7 protein-coding genes are annotated in these 8956 nt (G+C 46.1%); 3 read left to right on the top strand and 4 right to left on the bottom strand.

The window, feature by feature from the left end; translation table 11 throughout:
• Window positions 1-169: 169 nt before the first annotated feature.
• The gene (locus IM477_RS12455) at window positions 170-1195 is read right to left on the bottom strand and encodes a dihydroorotate dehydrogenase-like protein (protein WP_079209080.1); all 1026 of its coding nucleotides are present in this window, start codon (window positions 1193-1195) and stop codon (window positions 170-172) included.
• Window positions 1196-1197: 2 nt separating this feature from the next.
• The gene (gene nifJ, locus IM477_RS12450; RefSeq protein ID WP_287731979.1) at window positions 1198-4752 is read right to left on the bottom strand and encodes a pyruvate:ferredoxin (flavodoxin) oxidoreductase; all 3555 of its coding nucleotides are present in this window, start codon (window positions 4750-4752) and stop codon (window positions 1198-1200) included.
• 682 nt (window positions 4753-5434) lie between these two features.
• Between nifJ and lexA the strand changes: the two genes are divergently transcribed.
• Together lexA and IM477_RS12440 are read left to right on the top strand one after the other, a co-directional pair.
• Complete coding sequence (lexA, locus tag IM477_RS12445; protein ID WP_002758280.1) at window positions 5435-6049, top strand: transcriptional repressor LexA; 615 nt, start codon at window positions 5435-5437, stop codon at window positions 6047-6049.
• 129 nt (window positions 6050-6178) lie between these two features.
• A complete protein-coding gene (locus IM477_RS12440) occupies window positions 6179-6445 on the top strand; it encodes a TIGR02450 family Trp-rich protein (protein ID WP_002800208.1) in 267 nt (88 codons plus the stop codon).
• Window positions 6446-6565: 120 nt separating this feature from the next.
• On the opposite strand, the gene IM477_RS12435 is transcribed toward IM477_RS12440, so the two are convergent.
• Window positions 6566-7900: a DUF4335 domain-containing protein gene (locus tag IM477_RS12435; RefSeq protein ID WP_287731977.1), complete on the bottom strand. Its 1335-nt coding sequence runs from the start codon at window positions 7898-7900 to the stop codon at window positions 6566-6568.
• A 168-nt stretch (window positions 7901-8068) separates the two neighbouring features.
• A complete protein-coding gene (locus IM477_RS12430; RefSeq protein ID WP_147073269.1) occupies window positions 8069-8608 on the bottom strand; it encodes a DUF3038 domain-containing protein in 540 nt (179 codons plus the stop codon).
• Between the two features lie 172 nt (window positions 8609-8780).
• Here IM477_RS12430 and IM477_RS12425 point away from each other — a divergent pair.
• A partial coding sequence (locus IM477_RS12425; protein WP_287731980.1) for a helix-turn-helix domain-containing protein occupies window positions 8781-8956 on the top strand: 176 nt, incomplete at its 3' end.

The following is an 8956-nucleotide window of genomic DNA, read 5'->3' as shown; positions in this document are numbered from 1 at the left end:
TTGGGGTGTTAGGGTTTTAGGTTTTTAGGGTTTTAGGGTTTTAGGGTTTTGGGGTTTTGGGGTTTTAGGGTTTTAGGGTTTTAGTTGAAATTCCCCATTCCCCCATTTCCCCCTTTCCCCATTTCCCCATTTCCCCATTCCCCCATTCCCCCATTCCCACTTCCCACTTTTATTTACTGGTGGTTTGAAAACGTTTCCAAACAGGTTCGTAACTTTGCAGAGCTTTCATATACTGTACCCGTTCAAAAGCAGTCGGATCTGGACAATTCATTTGACTCATACTGCCAATTAACTGCTCGATCGATTCGTACTCATTTTCTTCCAACCAATGCAACAAACCCTGTTCGATCTTGGTAATTTCCTCCAAACCGTGGCGTAATAAAACACTAACTAACATGGTCGCTTTTGCCCCCACCATCATCATTTTGATCACGTCGATGGCGTTATGAATGCCACTGGTAGCGGCAAAATCCGTCGGTACACGACCGTAAAGCATGGCAATCCAGCGCAGGGGTAAACGCATTGCTTGGGGATTACTGAGGATAATATTGGGGTGAACATCTAAGGTGTCTAAGTCGATATCCGGCTGATAGAAACGGTTAAATAATACCAACCCATCGGCCCCCGCTTCCGCTAATTGTTTAGCCATATTGGCCGTATTGCTAAAGTAGGGACTTAACTTCATCGAGACGGGAATTGATACCTCCGATTTGACAATTTTGAGGATATCAATATAGTTTTGTTCGACGTGATTTCCGGTTAATTCTAGGTCGTTGGGAACATAATAAACATTCAACTCCAAAGCATCAGCGCCCGCTTGTTGAATTTGAATGGCATACTCCAACCATCCCCCAGAGGTCTCACCGTTGAGACTGGCAATAATGGGAATATCGACCATTTCTTTGGCTTTGCGAATATGGTTGAGATATTCGTCGGAACCAACGTGAAAAACCTCCGGTTCGGGAAAATAAGTCAAAGCTTCCGCAAAACTCTCGGCTCCGTGGGTAAAATGATGGTGTAGAGCCAGTCTTTCGTGTTTAATCTGCTCCTCGAAAAAGGAGTGTAAAACCACGGCAGCGGCTCCGAAGTCTTCCATTCTCTTGATATTGTCGATATCCTCGCTCAAGGGTGCGGCCGCACCGATAACTAGCGGCGATCGCAATTGCAAACCCATGTAGGTAGTGTGTAGATTCATAACTATTCGTTGCTCCCTGTACCTTTTGCTGCTAAATACTGATACATTTGCCAGCGCGTATCCACATCTGCTTGTGCTTCTTTGAGCAGACGTTTAGCTTCCTCCGGCTTACTGGTGGCCAACATCTTAAAGCGATTCTCCGAGTAGAGAGTTTGCGCTACGGTAAGCTTAGGCGCACGGCTGTCCAATTGTAGGGGATTTTTGCCTTCTTTAGCTAAATCGGGATGATAACGGTACATTAACCAGCGACCGCTTTCCACCACTTCTTTTTGATGGTTCATGGCGGTGGTCATGTTGATCCCGTGAGCAATACAGTGAGAATAGGCGATAATTAACGATGGCCCGTTGTAAGCTTCCGCTTCTAGGAAAGCTTTGATCGTTTGCTCGTTTCTTGCCCCCATAGCCACGCTGGCCACATAGACGTTACCGTAGGTCATGGCCATTAAACCGAGGTCTTTTTTCGGGCTGGGTTTGCCACCAGAAGCAAATTTAGCTACGGCGGCCCGAGGAGTAGCTTTCGAGGCCTGGCCGCCCGTATTCGAGTAAACTTCCGTATCCATGACCAAAATATTCACATTGCGACCACTGGCTAAAACGTGATCTAAGCCACCATAACCGATGTCGTAGGCCCAACCGTCACCCCCGACAATCCAGACGCTTTTCTTGACCAGATAATCGGCCACGGATAACAACATTTTCACCTGCGTGGTCGGGGTTAATTGCCCTAAACGGGATTTTAGGGCCTCTACCCGTTGCCGTTGTTCGTAAATTTCCGCTTCATCGACTTGGTGACAATTGAGAATATCTGCCGCTAGACTTTCTCCGATTTCACTAGCGAGGGTTCCTAAGAGTTCGGCGGCAAATTCTGCCTGTTTATCGATGGAAACTCGGAATCCTAAGCCAAATTCGGCATTATCTTCAAAGAGGGAATTCGACCAGGCCGGCCCGCGACCTTCGGCGTTAACTGCCCAGGGTGTTGTCGGTAAATTACCTCCGTAGATAGATGAACAACCGGTGGCATTAGCCACTATCATGCGATCGCCAAATAGCTGACTGACTAATTTAACGTAGGGAGTCTCACCACAACCGGCACAAGCGCCGGAAAACTCAAAGAGAGGTTCCTGCATTTGCTGATGGTTAATTTTATTGAGATTTAGGCTTAATCGGTCTGGATTAGGCAAATTAAGGAAGAAATCCCAGTTAACTCGTTCCTGTTCCCGCAGGGGCAATTGGGGAGCCATATTAATCGCTCTTAGACGCGGTTGCGATTTGTTTTTAGCGGGGCAAACATCAACACAGAGACCGCAACCGGTACAATCTTCGGCGGCCACTTGGATGGTGAATTTTAGCCCTTTCCAGTCGTGATCCTTGGCATTCGCGACTTTAAAGGTTTCCGGGGCCGTGGCTAATTCGGCCTCATCATAAACTTTCGAGCGAATAACGGCGTGGGGACAAACGAGAACGCATTTACCGCACTGAACACAGACATCCGCATCCCAAACGGGGATTTCTTGGGCAATATTGCGTTTTTCCCATTGGCTAGTGGCGGTGGGGTAAGTACCATCGTTGGGAAGGGCGCTAACGGGCAATTCATCCCCGTGACGGGCGATAATTTTGCCGAGGACTTCTCGCACGAAAGCGGGTGCAGTGTCGGGAATTGGTGGTCTTAATTCAAAAGCTTCAGGGGTGACAGTGGCGGGAATTGAGACTTGATAGAGGTGTTCTAGGGCAGAATCCACGGCTTTAATGTTCATCTGCACGATTTCTTCGCCTTTCTTGCCGTAGGTCTTGCGGATGGCTTTTTTAATTTGTGCGATCGCATCTTCCCGCGACAAAACCCCCGCTAGGGCAAAGAAACACACCTGCATAACGGTATTAATCCGACTGCCCATCCCCGCTTCTTTGGCTACTTGAGTGGCATTAATCGTATAAACTTGCAGATTTTTATCGATGATAGTTTGCTGGAGATGGCGGGGTAAGTGACTAAACACCTCATCCGGTGGATAGGGACTATTGAGGAGAAAAATTGAGTTCGATTTAGCGGTTTCTAGCAGATCAAATTGTTCGACAAATTCCCACTGATGACAGGCGATAAAGTTAGCATCGGTGATTAAATAGGTAGAGCGAATCGGATGGGGGCCAAAGCGTAGGTGAGAAACGGTGACAGACCCAGATTTTTTGGAATCATAGACGAAATAACCCTGGGCATAATTATCAGTATCTTCACCGATAATTTTAATTGAATTTTTGTTAGCTCCCACCGTACCATCGGAACCTAAACCGTAGAAAACCGCCCGCACTACTTCGTCCGGTTCGGTGGAAAAACTGCGGTCATATTCCAGACTGGAAAAGGTAAGATCGTCAACGATACCAATAGTGAAGTGATTTTTCGGTTTGTCGAGACTTAAGTTATCAAATATGCCAGCAATCATGGCTGGAGTAAATTCTTTGGAAGATAAACCGTAGCGTCCTCCCACAATTTTCGGCAGCTTCCCTTCGTAGTTTTCCATAAAGGCATTTACCACGTCTAAATATAGCGGATCGCCCCCGGCACCGGGTTCTTTACAGCGATCTAAAACGGCTATTTTTTTCACCGTGGTGGGCAGAGCTGCCAGTAATTTTTCGGCGGCAAAGGGACGATAGAGACGAACTTTTAAAACCCCAACTTTAGCCCCATTTTGATTGAGATAATCGACGGTTTCATGGACGGTTTCCCCTCCCGATCCCATTAACATAATCACTCTTTCGGCATCGGGCGCACCGTGGTATTCATAGAGATGGTATTGCCGTCCTGTTAATTGGGCAAAACGATCCATAATTTTTTGAGTGATATCGGGACAAGCATGATAGAAAGGATTGACGCTTTCCCTTGCCTGGAAATAAACATCGGGATTTTGTGCCGTGCCTCGTAAAACCGGTCGATCGGGAGTTAAAGCCCTTTGACGATGGGCAATAATTAGGTCTTCATCGATCAGTTCTTTGAGAGTTTCATCGCTAATTAATTCGACTTTTTGCACCTCATGACTGGTACGAAACCCATCAAAAAAGTGCAGAAAAGGAATCCTGGTTTCTAGGGTGGTAGCTGTGGCAATAGCCGCCAGATCTTGAGCTTCTTGAACGGAATTAGCCGCTAACATAGCCCAACCCGTACTTCTGGCAGACATAACATCACTATGATCCCCAAAAATTGACAATCCTTGGGCTGCTAAAGCACGGGCCGCCACATGAACCACTGAAGAGGTTAATTCCCCCGCAATTTTGTAGAAGTTGGGGAGCATTAATAATAATCCCTGCGAGGAAGTGAAAGTGGTAGTTAAAGAGCCTGTTTGTAGCGCTCCGTGCAGGGTTCCCGCTGCCCCACCTTCGCTCTGCATTTCGATTACGGAAGGGATGGTTCCCCAGAGATTAGCTCTGCGTTCGGCCGCCCAACTATCGGACCATTCACCCATAGGCGAGGAGGGAGTGATAGGATAAATAGCGATTACTTCACTGAGACGATAGGCAACGCGTGCAACAGCTTCGTTACCGTCTATGGTTGCATAGGTTTTTTTGGTCATGTGTTCCCCTTAGTTTTTACGATATTTGTCGGGATTTTAAGTTTTTTTACGGCTCAATTTCGCACTAAATATCCTCTCGTTTCCCTGACAACCGAAGGATTTTCTTGAGCGTCGCTTTTGACTCCCTATCTACTATTGGACGCTTACGGCAGACAGGCTTAAGTAGAGCAATTTTTCTGTCTCCACCTCGATCATTATCCAGATTCTCGGCTTTCTAGCAATTCGTTATTTTTTCTTAATACGCTGCTGAGTTTGCCAGCAACCGACCCTGGGATTAATTAATATTCAGAATTGAGATAAAAATTAATGATACTTTTAAAAAAAAAGTGCTAGGTCAGAAGATAAGCTGTTGACTATCTAAATTACTCGTTAAGACTGCATGGGAGAAGGGAGAAGGAATTATGAATTATTAATTAGGGTTTGCGGCAAAAAGTTTTTCGGTGGTGGCAGGGTGTGGGGTGTAGGGTGTAGGGTGTGGGGTGTCGGAAGAATAAATAGAAATAATCTCCTGTCTCGGAGTCTCCTGTCTCGGAGTCTCCTAACCAAGCACGACAACTTTTGATTTTTGGAAGAGATCTAATAACCAGTTGATTTAGTCAGCCGATGAAGTTAAGATGTACTAGGTTAAACACAAATGAACTAAAGTACAAATTATCTTAACCCAAGCATAGGAAAATAGATCATGACTAACCTCGAATCCCTTACTCAAGCGCAACAGGAGTTGTACGACTGGCTAATTGAGTATATTCGCACTACTCAACACGCCCCTTCCATCCGGCAAATGATGCGAGCGATGAATTTACGCTCTCCCGCACCGATTCAAAGCCGTTTAGAACGTTTACGCGCCAAAGGCTATATTGATTGGACAGAAGGAAAAGCACGCACCCTGCGGATTCTCAAACAACCAGTGCAAGGTTTACCGGTTCTGGGTGCGATCGCTGCTGGTGGTTTAGTGGAACCCTTCACCGATGTGGAAGAAAAACTCGATCTTTCTAACCTGTTGCAACGCAGCCAAGACTGTTATGCTCTGCGGGTTTCCGGAGACAGTATGATCGAGGATCATATTGCCGATGGGGATCTGGTGATTATGCGTTCTCTCACGGGTAATGAAGCGGTGTCCAATGGGGAAATCGTCGCCGCTAGAGTCGAAGGCCACGGCACTACTTTAAAACGTTTCTACCAAGAAGGAGAAATCATCACTCTCCAACCCTCTAATCAAAAATATCAACCAATTACAGCCAATACCGAACAAGTACAAGTGCAAGGGGTTTTGGTTGGTGTTTGGCGCGGTTATTAGCCAAAACTGGGGCGCACTTAAGCGCCCCGATCATTTTTCCTCTCCTTGGCTTCTGGAAAAGAATCGGGTGGGCCAACTAGGATAATATAAGGGTTTCAGCCTATCCCGAACTCAGGTGTTTTAACTTTTATGCCCAAAAAACAGAAATATCCCCATCTCTTGGGATCAAAATGGACGGCAAAACAAAAAACATGGGGCTGGCGACATTTTCAAGTGGTCAATCGTCAAAATCGCGGTCAATGGGTTTTTGCTGAATTAGTCGCTTCCTGCGATCCGACTGTCCGCTTCTGGATTAATGCTAAACAGTTGCAAGATGCGAATCTTTGGCAATCAGGTTGGCAAACCCTAACGGAAATGAACCAACCCGACAGCACCGACGAGATTATTGTTAATTAAGTAGGTAGGCGTTAAAAATTATCAGATGCCCCCCTTATTAAGGGGGGATTAAGGGGGGATCGAACCTAAAATCCATTTTTAATTTAATTATAACCAGCTACTTAAATGCAGTACAGCCTATTACTGTTCCATAAAAGTCCGCACCGTACCATCAGAACCAAGAACTAGACGCAATTGAGGATTACCAGGGATATCGAGGGGAGAAACAAAAGGTTGATTAAGCAGGGGCATATTAGTGCGATCGAGATAGATTTTCGCCGCCTGTCCGAGGGGAATAATCTGTTTTAGGGAACCATCCTGATTTAAGACCAAACGGTACTCTAGAGTATGCTTGAGACTTTCCGGGGGTTGCCAACGGGATTGAAAATATTCTCTGGTTTCTGCCACTTGGGGAATGGTATCTAGTAAGTTCGTCTCTGGGGCTTTAGCGGTGCTTGTGGGCGGTTTTCGGTCTAAATTGACATTTTCGGGGTTAACAGGGCTTAGAGGCGGTAAATTGGGCAATTTTGGCGGTGCTGGAGTCGGATTCATCGTGGTGGGGGGAACATTTGTCATTGCATTTGTACCCTGATCACCAGTGACGGGGGGGGCAGTAATCGGGATTTTCTGATTATTCGGTTCAATTACGATCGCCGTGCCGCCAGGACGCGAACCTGTGACTGGTGGCGGCGGTAAAGTGGGCGGCGGAATCACCAGGGGGACGCTAGAGGGCCGAACTGGGGCTGGAACGGTTCCCACGGGTGGCGGTGGCGGTAAAGGGGTTTTATTGCCCAAATTTGCCGGTAACTGCGGGTTTGGGGCGGCCGTTCCCGTGGGGGGTAAAGGCAGCGTTGGCAAGGGTTGGGGAATCTTGGCACTATTGGGATCAGTGGTTAAATCATTGTTGGCCACTTGTTGCTGTTGATAAAATGCGATCGCTATTCCCCCGATAGTTATTAGGGCTGAGGCGATTAATCCCGTCCACATCAGGGCATTTTTTCGAGTTTTCTGGCGAATTAATGGGGGTATTAGGGGGCTTTCATGGTTATATTCCCCTAAAGCATTGGCTAGATCGAATAATTGCGATGTGGTTAATTCGATCTCCTGTTTATCCTGATCGGTTAGCAGGGAACCCAAAAATAATTGATGCTGCAGAAGTCCCTGACAACGGAGAGAGGGTAAGGAGGGGAGATGGCTTTCGGGGGAACCACTAGCCACGAAAGAGAGGGTAGAAACGGGACTAGAGAGTAAATTCTGCACATAATTAGCGACAATTTCCCCTAGGAGTTGTAATTGTGTGCGATCGCCTTTGATCGTCACCTGTTTTTCCTCACTCAATCTAGGATCATCAAAACGCAATTGAAAGTGGGCATCGTTTAAGACATTTTTACCCAGCCAAACCGCCAGAGGCGAACTATTTCCCCAAATTTCTAGGGTACAGGTGGGGGGTGTATATTTGCGAATTAGATTACTCATTTTTAGTTATCGGTGGGAATTATGAATTATGAATTATGAATTATGAACTGGGAAGCTTTTTTTCAGTGTTGCCAAAGGCACGGCGTAGCCGTCCAGTAAACAGTAAACAGTAATCAGTGAACTGAAAACTTACATCTGATAACTGATAACTGATAACTGATAGCCTTTTTACTTTTTACTTGCCAAAAGGGTGTGCCAGAGAAGGAGATGACTGCGGGGGCTGCTGTAGAACAATAAATCGATTAATAATTTCCAGGCTAGGGAAATTAGGCTAGAATCACTGAGATTATTTTCCGATATTTCTGGGTATTTTAAGCGAAAATTATCAATATAATTGCCCAAAAGCGTGGTTTTGACCGGTTCTTGTCCTTGAGTTCCCACTTGTTCCAAGAGAATTACGGCGCGACGGATTAACTCTTGCTTTTTTTGGGCTAGATGACAGAGGAGGAGAACTAGAGAACGGATGTCCGCTAGGGAGAGGTTTGACTGGGGTTGCCAGTAGTGGGCAACTAGGCGATCGCTTGTATCCAGATCTAAGGCTAATTCTTGGGCTGCTTGGGTGATAGACTCGGAGTCTAAATTAGCTAGAGAGACTAAAGCTGCCAAAATCAGGTTTAAATAGCTATTAATATTCTCTAACTGCTCGTTACTGGGTGAGATAGCTAGGGGTAAATCCTCACCCGTGGAGGACTCGGCAGACTGAGGCATAGTCAAGGACATAGATAATAAGGAATTGCCAGCAGAAAAACTTGGGTTTAGGAGAAAAAATCACTGGTTCTCAAGTGTCATCGCCAATTTTGGCTCTGAAACCCCGTTCTCAAAGGACGGCTTTACTATGAAATAGTAGCGCATTTACACGATATATGCTAGAATGTGAGATATGGAGAAAGCCTATTCGTTTCGATTTTACCCCACAGCAGAACAAGAGTCGCTATTGCGGCGCACCTTGGGCTGTGTAAGATTAGTTTACAATAAAGCTTTCCATCTCAGAACACAAGCATGGTACGAAAGACAAGAAAGAGTAGGATATACTGAAACTTCTTCGATGTTGACTGA

Source organism: Microcystis sp. M090S1 (assembly GCF_020246295.1).
Lineage (GTDB): Bacteria > Cyanobacteriota > Cyanobacteriia > Cyanobacteriales > Microcystaceae > Microcystis > Microcystis aeruginosa.
The sequence above is the reverse complement of the archived record's forward strand: the minus strand, read 5'-3'. Positions and strand labels throughout refer to the sequence as shown.